This window comes from Pseudomonas sp. IAC-BECa141, from assembly GCF_020544405.1.
In the GTDB taxonomy this organism is placed as follows: domain Bacteria; phylum Pseudomonadota; class Gammaproteobacteria; order Pseudomonadales; family Pseudomonadaceae; genus Aquipseudomonas.
In genome coordinates this window covers 5,216,576-5,234,393 of record NZ_CP065410.1, presented here as the reverse complement: position 1 = coordinate 5,234,393, position 17,818 = coordinate 5,216,576, and the positions used below count along the sequence as shown (strand labels likewise).

Annotated in this window: 19 protein-coding genes; 11 read left to right on the top strand and 8 right to left on the bottom strand. The window is 60.5% G+C overall.

The features are described from left to right. Window positions 1-43 precede the first annotated feature (43 nt). Window positions 44-940 carry a tRNA glutamyl-Q(34) synthetase GluQRS gene (gluQRS, locus tag I5961_RS23955; RefSeq protein ID WP_227233560.1) on the bottom strand — a complete coding sequence of 299 codons (897 nt, stop codon included), beginning with the start codon at window positions 938-940 and terminating at the stop codon, window positions 44-46. A gap of 83 nt (window positions 941-1,023) precedes the next feature. Next, the gene (dksA, locus tag I5961_RS23950) at window positions 1,024-1,467 is read right to left on the bottom strand and encodes an RNA polymerase-binding protein DksA (RefSeq protein WP_085697495.1); all 444 of its coding nucleotides are present in this window, start codon (window positions 1,465-1,467) and stop codon (window positions 1,024-1,026) included. Window positions 1,468-1,801: 334 nt separating this feature from the next. On the opposite strand from dksA, the gene I5961_RS23945 reads away from it, so the two are divergent. Together I5961_RS23945 and sfsA are read left to right on the top strand one after the other, a co-directional pair. Further along, complete coding sequence (locus tag I5961_RS23945; protein ID WP_227233558.1) at window positions 1,802-2,974, top strand: pyridoxal phosphate-dependent aminotransferase; 1,173 nt, start codon at window positions 1,802-1,804, stop codon at window positions 2,972-2,974. Beyond that, on the top strand, window positions 2,974-3,687 hold the full coding sequence (gene sfsA, locus I5961_RS23940) for a DNA/RNA nuclease SfsA (protein WP_085703185.1): 714 nt from the start codon (window positions 2,974-2,976) through the stop codon (window positions 3,685-3,687). Before I5961_RS23945 ends, sfsA begins: the two co-directional genes overlap by 1 nt. On the opposite strand, the gene I5961_RS23935 is transcribed toward sfsA, so the two are convergent. Further along, window positions 3,684-4,001, bottom strand: a complete 318-nt coding sequence (locus tag I5961_RS23935) for a Rieske (2Fe-2S) protein (RefSeq protein WP_085703186.1) — start codon at window positions 3,999-4,001, stop codon at window positions 3,684-3,686. The two genes, sfsA and I5961_RS23935, sit on opposite strands and share 4 nt — an antisense overlap. A 162-nt stretch (window positions 4,002-4,163) precedes the next feature. Between I5961_RS23935 and I5961_RS23930 the strand changes: the two genes are divergently transcribed. From I5961_RS23930 to I5961_RS23915, 4 genes are read left to right on the top strand one after another with little or no spacing between them, the layout of a single operon-like run. Further along, window positions 4,164-5,036, top strand: a complete 873-nt coding sequence (locus I5961_RS23930) for a heme/hemin ABC transporter substrate-binding protein (RefSeq protein ID WP_085697491.1) — start codon at window positions 4,164-4,166, stop codon at window positions 5,034-5,036. Window positions 5,037-5,086: 50 nt separating this feature from the next. After that, entirely contained in the window at window positions 5,087-6,070 is a 984-nt protein-coding gene (locus tag I5961_RS23925; RefSeq protein ID WP_227235637.1) for a FecCD family ABC transporter permease, read from the top strand. Further along, window positions 6,070-6,837 (top strand): heme ABC transporter ATP-binding protein, encoded by a 768-nt coding sequence (locus tag I5961_RS23920; RefSeq protein ID WP_085703188.1) that lies wholly within the window; start codon window positions 6,070-6,072, stop codon window positions 6,835-6,837. Before I5961_RS23925 ends, I5961_RS23920 begins: the two co-directional genes overlap by 1 nt. Window positions 6,838-6,858: 21 nt before the next feature. Further along, entirely contained in the window at window positions 6,859-7,710 is an 852-nt protein-coding gene (locus I5961_RS23915) for a ChaN family lipoprotein (protein WP_085703189.1), read from the top strand. Window positions 7,711-7,935: 225 nt separating this feature from the next. Here the strand turns inward: I5961_RS23915 and I5961_RS23910 are convergent, their stop codons facing one another. The 4 genes from I5961_RS23910 to I5961_RS23895 all read right to left on the bottom strand — a co-directional run bounded on the left by I5961_RS23910 (window position 7,936) and on the right by I5961_RS23895 (window position 11,219). Beyond that, a complete protein-coding gene (locus tag I5961_RS23910) occupies window positions 7,936-8,718 on the bottom strand; it encodes a Crp/Fnr family transcriptional regulator (protein WP_085703190.1) in 783 nt (260 codons plus the stop codon). A gap of 15 nt (window positions 8,719-8,733) precedes the next feature. Continuing rightward, window positions 8,734-9,006, bottom strand: a complete 273-nt coding sequence (locus tag I5961_RS23905) for a TfoX/Sxy family protein (protein WP_085697486.1) — start codon at window positions 9,004-9,006, stop codon at window positions 8,734-8,736. A gap of 220 nt (window positions 9,007-9,226) precedes the next feature. Further along, complete coding sequence (locus I5961_RS23900) at window positions 9,227-9,571, bottom strand: pentapeptide repeat-containing protein (RefSeq protein ID WP_007959639.1); 345 nt, start codon at window positions 9,569-9,571, stop codon at window positions 9,227-9,229. 91 nt (window positions 9,572-9,662) lie between these two features. After that, window positions 9,663-11,219 carry an AAA family ATPase gene (locus I5961_RS23895; protein WP_085703191.1) on the bottom strand — a complete coding sequence of 519 codons (1,557 nt, stop codon included), beginning with the start codon at window positions 11,217-11,219 and terminating at the stop codon, window positions 9,663-9,665. A gap of 118 nt (window positions 11,220-11,337) precedes the next feature. Between I5961_RS23895 and mrcB the strand changes: the two genes are divergently transcribed. From mrcB to I5961_RS23880, 3 genes are read left to right on the top strand one after another with little or no spacing between them, the layout of a single operon-like run. Beyond that, window positions 11,338-13,662, top strand: coding sequence for a penicillin-binding protein 1B (gene mrcB, locus I5961_RS23890; protein WP_085697484.1), 2,325 nt, complete (start codon window positions 11,338-11,340; stop codon window positions 13,660-13,662). 16 nt (window positions 13,663-13,678) lie between these two features. Then, complete coding sequence (locus I5961_RS23885) at window positions 13,679-14,425, top strand: tetratricopeptide repeat protein (protein ID WP_227233557.1); 747 nt, start codon at window positions 13,679-13,681, stop codon at window positions 14,423-14,425. Beyond that, complete coding sequence (locus I5961_RS23880) at window positions 14,425-14,760, top strand: YqcC family protein (protein ID WP_085703192.1); 336 nt, start codon at window positions 14,425-14,427, stop codon at window positions 14,758-14,760. Before I5961_RS23885 ends, I5961_RS23880 begins: the two co-directional genes overlap by 1 nt. Before the next feature lie 18 nt (window positions 14,761-14,778). On the opposite strand, the gene I5961_RS23875 is transcribed toward I5961_RS23880, so the two are convergent. Further along, a complete protein-coding gene (locus I5961_RS23875; RefSeq protein WP_085697481.1) occupies window positions 14,779-15,195 on the bottom strand; it encodes a DUF4124 domain-containing protein in 417 nt (138 codons plus the stop codon). 400 nt (window positions 15,196-15,595) lie between these two features. Here I5961_RS23875 and I5961_RS23870 point away from each other — a divergent pair, with 400 nt between their 5' ends. Both I5961_RS23870 and ilvN read left to right on the top strand, forming a co-directional pair. Next, window positions 15,596-17,320 (top strand): acetolactate synthase 3 large subunit, encoded by a 1,725-nt coding sequence (locus tag I5961_RS23870; protein ID WP_085697686.1) that lies wholly within the window; start codon window positions 15,596-15,598, stop codon window positions 17,318-17,320. Window positions 17,321-17,322: 2 nt separating this feature from the next. After that, on the top strand, window positions 17,323-17,814 hold the full coding sequence (gene ilvN / locus I5961_RS23865) for an acetolactate synthase small subunit (protein WP_003205610.1): 492 nt from the start codon (window positions 17,323-17,325) through the stop codon (window positions 17,812-17,814). The last annotated feature ends 4 nt before the right edge of the window (window positions 17,815-17,818 follow it).

The following is a 17,818-nucleotide window of genomic DNA, read 5'->3' as shown; positions in this document are numbered from 1 at the left end:
CGTGCGGCGATGGTAACGGATGGGCGCGCCACTGCAAGTGTCGTCACAGCAGTTGCGCTTCGGACAGGGTCAGTGTGCGCGGGATTTTCAAGGCATCCCAGTGGCCGCTGCCCCAGTTCAACAGTTCCTGCGGCGAGGCGTGGGCCAGTTCGGGCCCAGGGTTTTGCCCCAGTGCACGCAGGGCCCGCAGCAACAGCGGTGTGGCCTGATCGGCTTCCAGCGGTGGCGAGCGATAGGACTTGCCGAGCTTGTGGCCGTCCGGCTGAGTAATCAGTGGCAGATGCAGATAGCGCGGTTGGCGCAGGCCCAGCAATTCCTGCAGATAGAGCTGGCGCGGTGTGGAGTCGAGCAGATCGGCACCGCGCACGATGTCGGTGATGCCCTGCCAGGCGTCGTCCAGTACCACCGCCAGTTGATAGGCGTAAAGACCGTCGCGGCGGCGGATCACGAAATCCCCCACGTCGCGGCCCAGATGCTGACGGTATTCGCCCTGCACCCGGTCGATGAAGTGATATTCCAGCTCCGGCACGCGCAGGCGAATCGCCGCGTCTTCCTGACCATGGCCGGCGTTGCGGCACAGTCCCGGGTAAATGCCGTGGTACGGCTCCAGTTGCTTGCGCGAACAGGTGCAGGCGTAGGCCAGGCCGTGATTGAACAGGCTGTCGAGCACCTGAGCGTAGGCCTCGTGCCGATCGCTCTGGCGGACCATTTCGCCGTCCCATTCGAAGCCATAGCTTTCCAGTGCCTTGAGAATCGCCGCTTGCGCGCCCGGCTCTTCGCGGGGCGGATCGAGGTCTTCCATGCGCACCAGCCAGCGGCCGCCCACCGAGCGTGCGTCCAGATAAGAGGCCAGGGCGGCAACCAGCGAACCGAAATGCAGGTGCCCGCTGGGGGTCGGGGCAAAGCGGCCAATGTAGGCGGGGGAGGTGTTGGCAGTCATGAGGGCGATGTTACTTGAGAGTCCAAAAACAGCAGAAACAAAAACGGAGCGTTCGCACGCTCCGTTTTTCGTTCAGGCCGGGATTATTTGCCGACCTGCTTTTCCTTGATTTCCGCCAGATTCTTGCAGTCGACGCACATGTCGGCAGTCGGACGGGCCTCAAGGCGCTTGACCCCGATCTCGATGCCGCAAGAGTCGCACCAGCCGTACTCTTCGTCTTCGATCAGTTGCAGGGTCTTGTCGATCTTCTTGATCAGTTTGCGCTCGCGATCGCGGGCGCGCAGCTCGAGGGCGAACTCTTCTTCCTGGCTGGCACGGTCGGCCGGATCAGGAAAGTTGGCCGCTTCGTCTTTCATGTGATCAACAGTGCGGTCGACTTCCTGCATCAAGTCCAGTTTCCACTTGGTCAGGATCTTGGTGAAGTGCGCGCGCATTGGAGCGCCCATGTACTCTTCGCCCGCTTCCGGGACGTAGGGTTCGAAACCGCTGAGTGTCTGACTTGCCTGTTGCTTTGCTTGGGTGGGCATGAAATGGACCGCCTCTACTCTTGTAATCCATTGCGCAGGATTGCTCCATCACCGACACCTGCCGGCCCTGCGGCTGCAAGCGGGCGAACTTACCAGATCAATTCGGCCCGCGCTACTCCCGGATGTCGAGCGCGCGGCCGGTGGGGCTTGCAAATGTTTGCCAAGCCATGTCGGGCAATGTTGCAGACCTGCTCAATCAATGATTTTAGTCAATCCTGGAATGTACGCTCGGGTCGTTACAGTCCAGTGTTCTTGAGGCTGTGACCGCTGCGGGTTCTCGCTCGTTCCGGCAGATGGGTAGAATCGTTTCTTTTCCCTCGTTGAAGGAAGGCCAATGGCTCAGCCCTACAGTGCGCGCAGTCGTGCGATCGAACCGTTCCATGTGATGGCGCTGCTGGCGCGGGCCAATGAATTGCAGGCCGCCGGCCACGACGTGATCCACCTGGAAATCGGCGAACCGGACTTCACCACGGCCGAGCCGATCATCCGCGCCGGGCAACAAGCCCTGACGGCGGGCAAAACCCGCTACACCGCGGCCCGTGGCATTCCCGAGCTGCGCGAGGCGATTTCCGGCTTCTATCAAACGCGCTACGGCCTGAGCATCGATCCTCGCCGGATTCTCATCACGCCCGGCGGTTCCGGCGCGCTGCTGCTGGCCAGCGCGTTGCTGGTGGATCCGGGCAAACACTGGCTGCTGGCCGACCCGGGCTATCCTTGCAACCGGCACTTTCTGCGACTGGTCGAGGGCGCGGCGCAGCTTGTACCGGTGGGCCCGGACGTTCGCTATCAACTGACGCCGGATCTGGTGGCGCGCCACTGGGATCACGACAGCGTCGGTGCGCTGGTTGCCTCGCCAGCCAACCCGACCGGTACGATTCTGACCCGCGATGAACTGGCCGGGTTATCCACAGCCATCAAGGCGCGTCACGGGCATCTGGTGGTGGACGAGATCTACCACGGCCTGACTTATGGCACCGACGCAGCCAGTGTGCTGGAAGTGGACGACAGTGCATTTGTCCTCAACAGTTTCTCCAAATATTTCGGCATGACCGGATGGCGTCTTGGCTGGCTGGTGGCGCCGGATGCGGCGGTCAGTGAGCTGGAAAAACTCGCGCAGAACCTCTACATCAGCGCGCCAAGCATGGCCCAGCATGCGGCGCTGGCCTGTTTCGAGCCGGACACCATCGCGATTCTTGAAGAGCGCCGCGCCGAATTCGGCCGTCGTCGCGACTTCCTGCTGCCGGCATTGCGTGAACTGGGTTTCAACATTGCCGTAGAGCCGGAAGGCGCGTTCTATTTGTATGCCGATATCAGCCAGTTCGGCGGCGATGCCTTCGCTTTCTGCCGACATTTCCTTGAAACCGAACATGTAGCGTTTACGCCGGGGCTGGACTTCGGTCGCTATCAGGCCGGTCATCATGTGCGCTTTGCCTACACGCAAAACCTCCCTCGCTTACAGGAAGCGGTGGAACGCATCGCTCGTGGCTTGAAGAGCTGGCAAAGCTGATGCGTTTTCATCCTCCTCTCGAAGAAGGCCGCTTGATCCGTCGTTACAAGCGTTTTCTCGCCGATATCGAAACCGTTGGCGGCGAGTTGCTGACCATTCATTGCCCGAACACCGGCTCGATGCTCAATTGTCAGGTTGAGGGCGGGCAGGCCTGGTTCAGCCGTTCCAGTGATCCGAAGCGCAAGCTGCCCGGCACCTGGGAAGTCGGTGAAACCCCGCAAGGCCGGCTGTTTTGCGTGAACACCGGACGCGCCAATGCACTGGTCGAAGAGGCCTTGCAGGCCGGCGTCATCAGTGAATTGAACGGGTTCACCGGGCTCAAGCGCGAAGTGGCGTACGGACAGGAAAAGAGCCGGATCGACTTTCGCCTCGACTACCCGACGGGCCCGGCGTATGTGGAAGTGAAAAGCGTCACCCTCGGGTTCGACGGTACGGCAGTAGCGGCGTTTCCCGATGCGGTGACAGAGCGCGGCGCCAAGCATTTGCGTGAACTGGCGCATCTGGCCCGGGACGGGATTCGTGCGGTGCAGTTGTACTGCGTCAATCTCACCGGTATCGAAGCAGTGCGACCGGCCGAGGAAATCGACTCGGCCTACGCCGCTGCGCTGCGCGAGGCTGTGGCGTGCGGGGTCGAAGTCCTGGCGTACGGCGTGCGTTTGAGCCATGAAGAAATGGTGGTCGACCGGCGACTGGACGTGCTGCTCGGCGGTTAAACATCGATCCACAGCCCTTGTGCGTCTTCACGGCAGGGGATGGTCGTCAGCGATTGCCCGGCGCACGGACCGGCGACACATTCTCCGTCCTCGATCAGAAACAGTGCGCCGTGGGTGGCGCACTGGATCAGACTGTTGCTCGGATCCAGAAACTGGTCGGGGTGCCATTCCAGGCCAACGCCCCGATGCGGGCACCGATTGAGGTAGACATACGCCTGCCCCGCGCGGCGCACGGCAAACAGTTTTTTCCCGTCGATGTCGAAACCGCGGCTGCCGCCCTCAACCAGATCGGCGCCCGCGCAGAGAAACTTCATGACTATCCTCAAGTGTCGGCTCGTGTCCGGATATGTCCGAGCTTGACGTTCAAATGCAAACAATTATCAAATGGCCGCCTTCGCCCGTCGCGAGGTGGCCGCTGCCGAGGATACTTGGCCTGCCGTTACGATGCCCGGGAAAACCTTTCAAGGAAGCTGTTTATGCGCCTGACTACCCGCGTTGCCGTGCTGTGTGTCGGACTTTTGGTCAGCCACCAGGCTGCAGCGGCCGAGTTGCCGCAACGTTGGGTCAGCGCCGGCGGCGCGTTGTCGGAGTGGGTGAGTGCGCTGGGTGGTGAGTCCAGGTTAGTGGGCGTCGACACCACCAGCCAGCATCCGCAATCTCTCAAGTCGCTGCCGAGTATTGGTTACCAGCGCAGTCTGTCGGCCGAAGGCATTCTCAGCCTGCGCCCGGACATCCTGATCGGCACCGAGGAAATGGGCCCGCCGCCAGTGATCTCGCAGGTTCGCAGTGCCAAGGTGCAGGTGGAGTTGTTCTCGGCTCAGCCGGATCTGCCGACGCTGGAGAAAAACGTTACCCATCTGGGGCAGTTGTTGGGCGCCGAAAGCCAGGCCGCCCAGTTGTTGCAAGGTTATCAACAGCAACTCGATGCGCAAAAGACTCGTGTAGCTGAAGCCCAGACCAAGCAGAAAGCGCCGGGCGTGCTGTTGGTGCTCGGCCATGCCGGCGGCAAACCGCTGATCGCCGGCAAGGACACCGCCGCCGACTGGCTGCTGCAACAGGCGGGCGGGCATAACCTTGCGACCCACACCGGTTACAAGCCGTTTTCCGTCGAGTCCCTGGCCAGTCTCGATCCTGAAGTGCTGGTGTTCGCCGACCGTGCGCTGACCGGCGAGGCGGCAAAAGCGGCGCTGTTCAAGGAAAACCCGATCCTCGATTCCAGCCGTGCGGCCAGGACCGGACGGGTGCTGGAGCTGGACCCGACGCTGCTGGTAGGCGGGCTCGGGCCGCGTTTGCCGGCTGCACTGAAGACCCTGTCTGACGGTTTCTACCCGACCCAGAGCGGCCAATGACCACGCTGGTCAAACCCCGTGGTTTGTTTATTGGCCTGATCCTGTTGTGTCTGTTGGCGATCTGGCTGTCGCTGGCGTTGGGGCCGGTCAGTCTGCCGTTGTTCGATACCTTGCGCGCTGCACTGCGCCTGATCGGGGTGCCGCTGGCGCCGGACGGTCTGGAACAGGCTGAACTGATTCTCGGGCAGATTCGTCTGCCGCGTACATTGCTCGGATTGGCCGTTGGTGGAGTCCTGGCGCTGTCCGGGGTGGCGATGCAGGGGCTGTTTCGCAATCCGCTGGCCGATCCGGGGTTGGTCGGCGTCTCGAGCGGCGCGGCGTTGGGCGCTGCGGTGGCGATTGTCGGTGGTTCGTTTTTTGGCGGATTGCCGGAGTGGTTCGGGCCTTATCTGCTGTCGGTGTGTGCGTTTCTCGGTGGTCTGGGAGTTACAGCGCTGGTCTATCGACTAGGCCGACGTAACGGGCAGACAAATGTCGCGACCATGTTGCTGGCGGGCATTGCTCTGACGGCGCTGGCCAGCTCGGCGGTGGGGCTGTTTACCTATCTGGCCGACGACGCGACATTGCGCACGTTGACGTTCTGGAACCTGGGCAGCCTTAACGGCGCGAGCTATGCGCGGTTGTGGCCGCTGCTGATCATCACTGCCGGTGTTGCACTTTGGCTTCCACGTCGGGCGAAGGCGCTCAATGCGTTGCTGCTCGGCGAATCGGAAGCCGGGCATCTGGGGATCGATGTCGAGCGGCTCAAGCGCGAACTGGTGTTCTGCACGGCGCTGGGTGTCGGCGCGGCAGTGGCAGCGGCGGGGATGATCGGTTTTGTCGGATTGTTGGTGCCGCATCTGGTGCGCTTGCTCGCGGGGCCGGATCACCGGGTATTGCTGCCGGCATCGGTGCTGGCGGGGGCCAGTCTGTTGCTGTTGGCGGATCTGGTGGCGCGGCTGGCGCTGGCGCCGGCGGAACTGCCGATCGGCATTGTCACGGCGTTCATCGGTGCGCCGTTCTTCCTTTATCTGTTGCTGCGAGGGCGTGCCTGATGTTGCGTGCGCACAACCTGCATATCCGCCGTGGCCGCAAGACCGTTCTGGTCGACGTCAGCCTGCAACTCGAACCGGGCGAGGTGCTTGGTGTGCTGGGCCCCAATGGCGCCGGCAAAAGTACCTTGCTCGGCGCGTTATGCGGTGAGCTGAGTGCACACGACGGGGAAGTGCTGCTGGACGGTGAGGCATTGAGCCATTGGAGCGGCACTCAGCGCGCCCAGCGGCTGGCCGTGTTGCCGCAGGTATCGACCTTGGATTTCGCTTTTCGTGTCGAAGAAGTGGTCGGCATGGGGCGGCTGCCTTATCAGAGCGGACGTTTGCGCGATGCGGAGATCGTCGCTGACGCTTTGCGGGCGGCCGATGCGGGGCATCTGAGCGGCCGCAGTTATCTGGCGCTGTCTGGCGGCGAGCGTCAGCGGGTGCATCTGGCGCGGGTGCTGGCGCAACTGTGGCCGGGGCAGACGGGGCAGACGTTGCTGCTCGACGAGCCGACGTCGATGCTTGATCCGTTACATCAACACACGACGCTGCAGGCGGTGCGCGAATTTGCCGATCGTGGCGCAGCGGTGCTGGTGATCCTGCATGATCTGAATCTGGCGGCGCGCTATTGTGATCGCATCCTGCTGCTGGAGGGCGGGCGCCCGGTGGCGCTGGATACGCCGCAACAGGTGTTGCGTCCGGAATCGCTGAAGGCGGTTTTCGGTCTGGAAGTGTTGGTGCAGTCGCACCCGGAGCGCGGGCATCCGCTGATCATCGCCCGTTGATTTCGTCATCGAGGTGAGGGTATGCGCGGGATTTTGCTATTGGCGGTGTTGTGGCTTGCGGGTTGCCAGCATGTTGCGGCGCCGCCGGTCGTGGGCGAGATCCGTGATTTGCGCAGCGGCGAGAGTCTGACGGCGCAGCAATTACTGACGCAGCTCAGCAGATCGGCGCGGATGATTATCGGCGAACAGCATGACAGCGCCGATCACCATGCCCTTCAATTGTGGTTGCTGCGCAATCTTCAAGAAACGCGCCCTCAGGGCAGTCTCCTGCTGGAAATGTTGACGCCCGATCAACAGTCGCGGGTTGATGAAGTGCGGCATGCCGCAACGCCGCCGGCCGATCTTCCTGCTGCATTGGCCTGGCAGGACGGTTGGGACTGGAATCTCTACGGACCGATTGTGCGATTCGCCCTGACGCAATCCTGGCCGTTGCTGGCGGCCAATCTCGATAACATCGAAATTCGCGCGTTCTATCGTGATCCTCCGGTTTTGAGCGGTGAGCGCAGCAACGCTGAGTCGGTGAAAGAGGCGCTATTGGAGCAGATTGGCGATTCTCACTGCGGCTTGATGCCGTCATCACAAATGCCGGCGATGCTGGCCGTTCAGCAACAACGGGATCGGCGCATGGCCTCGCGTTTGTTGGCGGCGCCCGCGCCTGCGTTGTTATTGGCGGGGGCGTTTCATGCGCGCAAGGATGTGGGCGTGCCGCTGCATGTGCTGGATCTGGGCGCGCCCGAAGCGCCCACGGTGTTGATGCTGGCGGAGCAGGGCAGTCAGGTTACGGCGGCGATGGCTGATTATGTCTGGTACACACCGGCCAGACCGAAACCGGATTATTGCGCCGAAATGCGTAAGCAGTTCAGTAAGCAATGACTTTTCCACAGGCAAAAAAGACCCGGTAAAAACCGGGTCAAATAACCGTGATTAGCCTGATGAGGAGATAATCTGAGAGTCCGAACCAAGGGCTTTTCAGAATATCGACTGATCTCGCGACCAGTTGTGATAATCATAGCGATTCTCATTACCAAGTCAACTGCTGTTTTTTCATTTCTGTCGTTTTGTCCCGGCAATGGCGTTGACGCCCTCTGAATATGAGAGTCAGGTCTGGGCTGTGAGCTGTTTGTTGAGCTGGTCGATACGCCGCGCCATGCTTTCGATCAGGCTGTGGGCAATTTTCGGATTGGTGCGGGTCATGCTCAGAAACTGATCGCCGGGAATCAGCATTACAGTGCTCGCCTCCCGGGCAATGACCGTCGCGTTGCGCGGCTCGCCAGTGAACACCGCCATTGCGCCGAATATTTCATCCTTGAGCACGTCACCTACCTTGTGCCCGTTCACAAACGCTTCGGCGTGTCCTTCGATGATCACGAACACATGATCGGCGGTGTCGCCCTGGCGAATCAGGACGTCCCCGGCCTCGACTCGCTTGAAACCATTGGTGCTGCGAAACTCACGTGGCTTGAACTCGGCAACGGCGTGAGCCAACAGTGCCATTTGCCCGAGCAGGTAATGCAGAAACTGCTCCGAGCGCGACGAGTCGCTGTACACATGCTGAAACAAATCGCCTCGGCGAAAAGGCATTAATGTCACCGGGTTTTCCGCGCACAAGCTGCAATCCGCCCATTCCGGCCCCTGTTGCAGGCCGATCAAATCTCCTTCGTGCCAGTAGAACAAGCCGCGACCACTGAGTCGGCCGGTGATGACACCCTCCGTCAGCAAAAACAACTGGTCGTCCGGCAAGCGCGCCAATAGGTCATCCGTCGCTTCCAGTTCCAGGGCCGGCCCACACGATGCGAGGCCTTCCAGCAATTGCGCAGGCAGGCTCTGCAAGCGGTTGATCAATGCGTCGGCCTGTGCCGATTGTTCCCCGAGCAAGTACATGACGGTCGATACCGGTTAGTTCTTGTGGCGAGAGGAAATGGCTTCCAGCTGCCGGTTCAGCGCATCCTTGCGTTCGGCGGGGATGTCATTCCAGTGCACATCCATCAACGCCCCTTCGATCGCGTACAACAACACCTTCGACGCCCGAAACCCGCGAGTGCGCACGGCCCGGTAGGCATCCACAGCGCCCAGGCGGCGCAGATCCGAGGCGCTATGGATGCCCACGGCATGCAGCCATTGCGCCGACGTCTTGCCAAGATTCTTCAGGTGTTGCAGTTCATCATTCATCAAGCCTCCTTGCGACGGCCGAATGGTGCGTGGGCGAGCTTCTGAGGAGTGTAGCCATCAGTAGGAAAAGCGTGGTTGTTTGGTCGGATTCAACGCAAACGCTTCTAAGAAACGTCAGTTTCTGCTGATGAGTCAGGTTGGGGAGGACGAGCGAGAGTTACGAATAGCACGCAGTCCAGCGCAAGGCGGGGGCGCTGGACGAGTTTGGAAGTTCCGAGACTCAGCGAGTGCGATAACGCAGGCGCGTACCGAAATTCATCGACATCAGGATTTCGTCGGCACTCAGCTCCGGCGGGAAGTAAGCACCGGAGATCTGCGCATGAGCCAGGCTCGCACCTTCCAGCGAAGCATTGCGAAAATCGATGCCGCGCAGGTCGGCGGAACGGAAGTAGGCGTCCCGGAAATCCACACCATCGGCGTTCAGTTCACGCAGGTCGAGGCCACGAAAATCACCGCCAACCATGTCGATCGGGCCGTCTTTCGGGCGTTCATTGTTGAAACCTGTGATGTCGTCTTTGTGCAGCAAGGCATAAAGCGGGGTGTCGAGAAGTTTCGGCTGGCTCATGTCAAATCACCTGTTGGTTTTATGACGCCAGTATAGTGCCACTATTTGACGGCCGTGAAGCGAGCAAGGGCTTCACGGCCGAAATAGTTTCTTACAGACCTGGCAGGCGCTGGCGGATTTGCGCCACGACGGTGTCCAGAGTGCCGGATTCATTGGTCTGCACGCGTTTGCTGCGCAGGATTTCTTCCGGTGTCAGGGCTTCGCGGTTCGCCTGTTGTGCTTCGATCACGGCGAGGGTGGCGTCGGACGGATCTTTCTTGTCCGCCTGGCGAATCGCCAACCAGCTCTCGATCACTGCCTGTGGAGCGTTGCAGTCGAGGATCAGGAACGGCGCACCAGTGGCTTCGGCGACCTTGGCGGCGTTGTCGCGTTGTTCGCGCTTGAGGTAAGTGGCGTCGATCACCACCGGGAAACCGGCGTGCAGGATCACTTCGGCGATTTCATGCAGCCGAGCATAAGTCGCAGCGCTGGCATCGGCGCTGTAGATCCCGGCCTGAACATCATTTGCAACCGTTTGCTCGCCGAACAGACGTTTGCGCTCGACATCGGAACGCAGACGGATCGCGCCCAGCGCTTCGACCAGGCGCATGGCCACATGGCTTTTGCCGACAGCGGAAACGCCATGGGTGATTGCCATGAAGCGCGAAGGAATGGTGCTGTAGCTTTCCGCCAGGTTGGCATAGTTGCGGTATTGGCGAAGGGTTGTGGCGCGCTGCACCGGAGTCGCATCGGCCGGCATGCTGAACAGTGCGACTTTCGCACGCACCAGGGCGCGGTAAGCCTTATAGAAGTTCAGCACTTCCAGGCCTTGGTAGTCGCCGGTCAGTTCCAGGTACTGGCTGACGAAGCGACGGGCCAAGGATTTCAGGCCACGGTCTTCCAGATCCATCGCCAGGAAGCCGGTGTCGGCCCACACGTCGGTGAAGCGGAACGGTTCGTTGAATTCGATGCAGTCGAAGATCACGACCTTGCCGTCGATCAGCGTGGCGTTGCCCAAGTGAATGTCACCGTGGCACTCGCGAGTGAAACCGTCGGCCTTGCGTTGGGCGAACAGCGGTTTCAGACGATCGAAACTGCTTTCAGCCCACGCTTGCAGGGCGTCGAGTTGCAGCAGATCGTTCTTGTCGCTGAGGAATGGCAGGATCTGTTCGAAGTTCTGACGCACTGGCGCCATCACGCTGTCAGGCGTGCCGGCATCGTGCTCGGCCGGGACTTTCGGCGCGTTGAGGTGGAAGCGGGCGATCTGCTCGGCCATCGCGTCGATGTGCGCGGTGGTCAACTCGCCGTTGGCTTGCAGGGTGCTGAGCAGGCCGGTTTGCGGGAACTGGCGCATTTTCAGCACGTATTCGATGGCCGGACCTTCACCGCCCAGTTGCGGGGCTTCGGCGCTGCCGGTCACTGGAATCACTTCCAGATACAAGTCGTCGGTCAGGCGCTGGTTCAGGCGCAGCTCTTCGCCGCAGAAGTGCTCACGGGAGTCGAGGCTGGTGAAGTCGAGGAAACCGAAATTCACCGGTTTCTTCACTTTATAAGCGTAGGGACCGGTGAGCAGCACCCACGAGATATGGGTTTCGATGACCTGGAACCCTTCGACGGGATGCGGGTAGAGGGCCGGGTTTTGCAGGGCAGCGATCAGGGACTGGCTCACGGACGATCCTTCAGAGACTGGGGGAAATTCAAGGCGCTCATTATGGCCGCTCGCCAGCCCGACGCAAACCTCGGCGCGCTCCTGTTGAGTATGAATAAAGTGCGTATAATCCGCCGCCATGACTCGTACTCGATCCTCCCGTACCCCAAAAAAACCAGCTTCCCGGGGCCTGCGCCCATGGTTGGGCTGGGCCCTTAAACTCAGTCTGGTCGGCCTTGTTGTGCTGGCTGGCTTCGCCGTTTACCTCGATGCCGTGGTGCAGGAGAAGTTCTCCGGCAAGCGCTGGACCATCCCGGCCAAGGTGTACGCGCGTCCGCTCGAGCTGTTCGTCGGACAGAAGCTGAGCAAGGACGATTTCCTGACCGAGCTCGATGCCTTGGGCTATCGCCGCGAAGCCGTCAGCAACGGTCCTGGCGCGGCATCGGTCAATGGCAACACGGTTGATCTGAATACCCGCGGCTTCCAGTTCTATGAAGGCCTCGAGAAACCGCAGTCGGTGCGCGTGCGTTTCTCCGGCGATTACGTGGCCGAACTCTCGGCGACCAACGGTTCGAAGCTCTCCGTGGTGCGCCTGGAGCCGCTGATGATCGGCGGCATCTACCCGAAAAACCTGGAAGACCGGATTCTGATCAAGCTCGATCAGGTGCCGCCGTATCTGCTGGAAACCCTGGTCGCCGTCGAAGACCGGGATTTCTACAGCCACTGGGGCGTGTCGCCGAAATCGATTGCCCGCGCCGTTTGGGTCAACACCTCGGGCGGCAAGATGACTCAGGGCGGCAGTACGCTGACCCAGCAACTGGTCAAGAACTTCTACCTCACCAATGAACGCAGCCTCACCCGCAAGCTCACCGAAGCGATGATGGCGATGCTGCTCGAGCTGCATTACGACAAAAAGGAAATCCTTGAGGCTTACCTCAACGAAGTCTTTGTCGGTCAGGACGGTCAGCGTGCGGTCCACGGTTTCGGTCTGGCCAGCCAGTTTTTCTTCGCCCAGCCCTTGTCCGAGTTGAAGCTGCACCAGGTCGCGCTGTTGGTTGGCATGGTCAAAGGCCCGTCCTATTACAACCCGCGTCGCAACCCGGAACGGGCGCTGGAACGACGCAATCTGGTGCTCGACGTGCTTGAGCAACAGGGCGTCGCTTCCGCCGAACAGGTCGCCGCTGCGAAGAAAATGCCGCTTGGCGTGACCACGCGCGGCAAACTGGCGGACAGTTCTTTCCCGGGCTTCATCGATCTGGTCAAGCGCCAGTTGCGTGAAGACTATCGCGACGAAGACTTGACCGAAGAAGGCCTGCGGATCTTCACCAGTTTCGATCCGATCCTGCAGATGAAAGCTGAAGCGTCGGTCAACGACACCTTCAAGCGTCTGTCCGGTCGCAAGGGTTCCGACGACGTGGAAGCGGCGATGGTCGTGACCAATCCGGAAACCGGTGAAGTCCAGGCCATGATCGGCAGCCGTCAGGCGAGTTTTGCCGGGTTCAACCGGGCACTGGATGCGGTGCGGCCGATCGGCTCGCTGATCAAGCCGGCGGTTTATCTGACGGCACTGGAGAAACCGAGCCAGTACACGCTGACCAGTTGGCTGTCGGACGACCCGCTTTCAATCAAAGGTGCGGACGGTCAGGTCTGGAAACCGCAGAACTATGACCGTCGCTCCCACGGTACGGTATTCCTGTACCAGGGGCTGGCGCATTCCTACAACCTGTCGACCTCGCGTCTGGGTCTGGCGGTCGGCGTTCCGAATGTCCTCAAAACGCTCGCTCGACTGGGCGTGACCCGCGAATTTCCGGCGTTCCCGTCGATGCTGCTTGGCGCTGGGGGCATGACCCCGATCGAAGTGGCGACGATGTACCAGACCCTGGCCAACGGTGGCTTCAATACGCCGATGCGCGGGATCCGCAGCGTGTTGACTGCCGAGGGCGAGCCGCTCAAGCGTTATCCGTTCCAGATCGAGCAGCGTTTCGATCCGGCCTCGATCTACCTGATCCAGAACGCCATGCAGCGGGTCATGCGTGAAGGTACCGGCAGTTCGGTTTATAACGTGTTGCCAAGAACCCTGACACTGGCGGGCAAGACCGGCACCAGTAACGATTCGCGCGACAGCTGGTTCGCCGGTTTCAGCCAGGATCTGCTGGCGGTGGTCTGGCTCGGCCGCGACGACAACGGCAAGACCCCGTTCACCGGAGCCACCGGTGCGTTGCAGGTCTGGACCAGCTTCATGCGCAAGGCCGATCCGCTGCCGTTGGACATGCCGCAGCCGGACAACGTGGTGCAGGCCTGGGTTGATTCGCGCACCGGTCAAGGCTCCGATGCCAACTGTCCGGGCGCCGTGCAGATGCCGTATATTCGCGGCAGCGAACCGCCACCCGGCGCCTCCTGCGCGAGCGAAAGCCCGGCATCGGGCGAGTCGGTGATGGATTGGGTCAAGGGCTGGATGAATTAAGCGAAGAGGGTTTCAAGTGAACAAGTGGTTGATTCCAGCGGTGACCGCTGTGGCTTTGCTCAGCGGCTGTTCCACCGTACAGCGTGGTTCGATTCCGGTCGTGGATGCCGGTACCGCCGTGTCCAACAGCGAGCGCATTTCGGCCAATGGCGGTTTCCGTCAAACGACGGTGAAACGTCCTGCACAGGCCCAGACCCAGGCAATTCCGCAAGGCGATACCGGTGTGGTGGTAATGGTGCCGGGCGGCGCAGCGACGTCGACACCGATCAGCACCTCGCCGATCGTTCCGGGCCCGGCGTCTGGCGGTATCACGCCGGGGCCATATAACCCTTCACCGGTCGAGTCGGCGCCGATCAACTCCGGCAGCTACAGCACGCCTTCGACGCCGAGCGGCATTCCTTCAGCCAGCAGCGGCGGCGGTCTGTCTGCCGATGAACAGCTGGACGGCCCGGTACTCGCACTTTTGACCACTGCGCAACAGCAGCAGGCCGGTGGCGACCTCAACGGAGCGTCCTCCAGCCTGGAGCGCGCCCAGCGTGTAGCGCCGCGCGAGCCGCAAGTGCTGTACCGTCTGGCGCAGGTGCGCATGGCCCAGGGCGATGCACCGCAAGCCGAGCAGACCGCACGTCGTGCACTGACCATGGCCAATGGTCGTCCGGACTTGCAGGCCAGCCTGTGGGAATTGATCGCTCAGGCCCGTGAGAAGCAAGGTGACTCCGCCGGCGCCACTCTGGCCCGTCAGAAGGCCAAGGTGTCGCTGTGATGGACAGTCGCTTCTCCAAGGTCGCCGATCAATTGCTGTTGATCGAACGTGAACTGCGCGCCCAGGGCTGGTGGGATGACGTCCAGCCCTCGGTCGAAGCCCTGAGCAGCGTCGAGCCGTTTTCGGTCGATACTCTCGAGTTCGAGCAGTGGCTGCAATGGATCTTCCTGCCGCGGATGAAGATGATCCTCGAGCAGAATCTGCCATTGCCCAATGCCTCGGGAATTCAGGAAATGGCCGAGATGGTTTTTGCTCAGCGCAGCGTGCAAGGCAAGGATCGGCAGCTTCAGGTGTTGCTCAAAGAGTTCGACCTGTTGATTACTGCTTCGCGCTGAACCGGGAGCTGCCAGTGGTTACTGGCAGTTTTCCGCAATCTGTTTTTGTGCCTCCGCAATACGTTGCTGGCGCTGGTCGTCGCTCAGTCGCCGCAATTCCCCCTCCACTTCCTCCCTCAAGCGCGGATTGTTCTGCAGTTGCGCGAGGTTCGTGCGCGCCTGTTCGCAAAATGCCCTGAGTTGGTTTTGTTGCTCGGCCACTTGCTGCTTGACCTTGTCATCGATGGCTTTCTGATCGCCCACCGCGCCGCTGCCGGATAACGCCGCCGGTTTTGGTGGAGGTGAGGAGGGTGTCTCCAGGGCCGTGGATGGTTGCCCCTGTGGTGGCTGCTGATCGAAATGGGTAATGCCCTGGGCGTCGACCCATTTGTAGATTTGAGCGGCCATGCACCATGGGCTGGCGCTGATTAGTAGAGTCAGGAGAAGCGTTCGCATGCTGATTCCTTGGCAAAACTGCGCAATTGAAGCTAACAGAGTAGCGGTTTCCAGGTTTTTTCTTGCGTTCTCATGTGCTTACCCACAATTAAGCACATTCACGACTTGACTTGGAGAGGGCGAAACAGAAGAATCCAAAGTCCGCTGTACAGGGACTGCCAGAAGCAGACCCTCTCGGCAGATCATGAGGCGCATATCCGCGTCGACCTGTTACACCCGCAACGCGTTACCTCGCGCTGGGTGGGAAAGGCCCGCAACACTTGGGACGATCCCAATACTTGCTCAGTCAGTGCTGACGTAGTCGGCGACCACCGTCGCTCATGCTCTGCCGAGAAGTAAACCTATTAAGACCCGTTCGCTTTTTTGTGGACGGTATTCTGGCGTTTTAGAGGTGAACAACGTGGAGCTTTTATCTGGCGGTGAGATGCTCGTCCGCTTTTTGCGTGACGAAGGCGTCAAATATATCTACGGGTACCCGGGTGGTGCTCTTCTTCATGTTTACGATGCCCTGTTCAAAGAACCGGAAGTGACCCACATCCTGGTTCGTCACGAACAAGCGGCTACCCATATGGCTGACGGTTACGCCCGTGCCACCGGTAAAGCCGGCGTGGTATTGGTGACTTCCGGTCCAGGCGCCACGAACGCCATCACCGGTATCGCCACCGCCTATATGGACTCGATTCCAATGGTGATCATTTCCGGTCAGGTGCCAAGCACCATGGTCGGCACCGATGCGTTCCAGGAAACCGACATGATCGGTATTTCCCGGCCGATCGTGAAGCACAGCTTCATGATCAAGCACGCTTCGGAAATCCCGGAAGTCATGAAGAAAGCCTTCTACCTGGCGCAATCCGGTCGTCCGGGCCCGGTCGTGGTCGATATTCCGAAAGACATGACCAACCCGGCCGAGAAGTTCGAATACGTCTTCCCGAAGAAAGCCAAACTGCGCTCCTACAGTCCGGCCGTTCGCGGTCATTCCGGGCAAATCCGCAAGGCGGCAGAAATGCTCCTGGCGGCCAAACGTCCCGTGCTGTACTCCGGCGGTGGCGTGATCCTCGGCAACGGCTCCGCGCCGCTGACCGAACTGGCAAAAATGCTTAACCTGCCGGTTACCAACACCTTGATGGGGCTGGGTGCCTACCCTGGCACTGATCGTCAGTTCATCGGCATGCTCGGCATGCACGGTAGCTACACCGCCAACCTGGCGATGCACCATGCCGACGTGATCCTGGCGGTCGGTGCGCGTTTCGATGATCGCGTGATCAACGGCGCGCCGAAGTTCTGCCCGAACGCCAAGATCATTCACATCGACATCGACCCGGCTTCGATTTCCAAGACCATCAAGGCCGACGTGCCGATCGTTGGTCCGGTGGAGAGTGTCCTGACCGAAATGGTCTCGATCCTCAAGGAAATCGGCGAAACCCCGAACAAGGAAGCGGTCGCCAGTTGGTGGAAACAGGTTGACGAGTGGCGTGGTGATCGTGGCCTGTTCCCTTACGACAAGGGCGACGGCAGCAAGATCAAGCCACAGACCGTGATTGAAACCCTGTGCGAAGTGACCAAGGGCGACGCCTTTGTGACCTCCGACGTGGGCCAGCACCAGATGTTTGCTGCGCAGTACTACAAGTTCAACAAGCCGAACCGCTGGATCAACTCCGGTGGCCTGGGCACGATGGGCTTCGGCCTGCCGGCGGCGATGGGTATCGCTCTCAGCTTTCCTGACACCGATGTTGCGTGCGTCACCGGTGAAGGCAGTATCCAGATGAACATCCAGGAACTGTCGACCTGCCTGCAATACGGTTTGCCGGTCAAAATCGTGATCCTGAACAACGGTGTTCTGGGCATGGTTCGTCAGTGGCAGGACATGAGTTACGGCAGCCGTCACTCACACTCCTACATGGAATCCTTGCCTGACTTCGTCAAGCTGGCTGAAGCCTATGGCCACGTCGGCGTGCGCATCACCGAATCGAAAGATTTGAAGTCGAAGATGGAAGAGGCGTTCGCCATGAAAGATCGCCTGGTGGTGATCGACATTTCGGTCGACACCAGCGAGCACGTCTATCCGATGCAGATCAAAGACGGCTCCATGCGCGATATGTGGCTGAGCAAGACGGAGCGTACCTAATCATGCGGCACATTATTTCCTTGCTTCTGGAAAACGAACCTGGTGCTTTGTCTCGCGTAGTCGGCCTGTTCTCGCAGCGCAACTACAACATTGAAAGCCTGACCGTGGCGCCAACCGAAGACCCGACCCTGTCGCGTCTGACACTGACCACCGTCGGCCACGATGAAATCATCGAGCAGATCACCAAAAACCTGAACAAGCTGATCGAAGTGGTCAAGCTGGTGGACCTGTCGGAAAGCGCTCACATCGAACGCGAACTGATGCTGGTCAAGGTCAAGGCCACTGGCGCCCAGCGCGCCGAGATCAAACGCACCACCGATATTTACCGTGGACAGATCGTCGACGTCAGCGCCAGCGTTTATACCGTTCAACTGACCGGTACCAGCGACAAGCTCGACAGCTTCATTCAGTCCATCGGCACCGCATCGATTCTGGAGACTGTCCGCAGTGGCGTCACCGGTATTGCCCGCGGCGACAAAGTACTCAGCATCTAAACCA